Genomic DNA, 266 nt, shown 5'->3' with positions numbered 1-266 from the left:
CGGATCTGCTCGCGCTCAATCCCGACGACCAGGCCCCCGCGCGCCTGGACCGGGACCTGGCCGCCGGCCTGCTGCCGCCCGGCGAGCTCTCCCCCCGGGACGGCGCGCCAGCCGACGGCATCCTGGCGCCCGCAGGCCATGCCCGTTATCTGCTGTCCCCCGCCCCGCCGATATGCGCGGCGCCACGGATGGCGGCCCCGGCGCGCGCCGAAGGCGCCCCCCAGGCGCGCATCGCCATCGAGCAGGTCGCGCCCGCCGTCGACGGC

1 pseudogene is annotated in these 266 nt (G+C 79.3%); it reads left to right on the top strand.

What is annotated here, in order from left to right:
• A pseudogene (locus tag SB751_RS31340) lies at nt 1-266 on the top strand (hypothetical protein); the annotation flags it as partial.

It is taken from the genome of Cupriavidus sp. SIMBA_020, assembly GCF_046535395.1.
In the GTDB taxonomy this organism is placed as follows: Bacteria; Pseudomonadota; Gammaproteobacteria; order Burkholderiales; family Burkholderiaceae; genus Cupriavidus; species Cupriavidus campinensis.
Note: the sequence above shows the minus strand (reverse complement) of the source record. Positions and strands in the feature narration are given on the sequence as shown.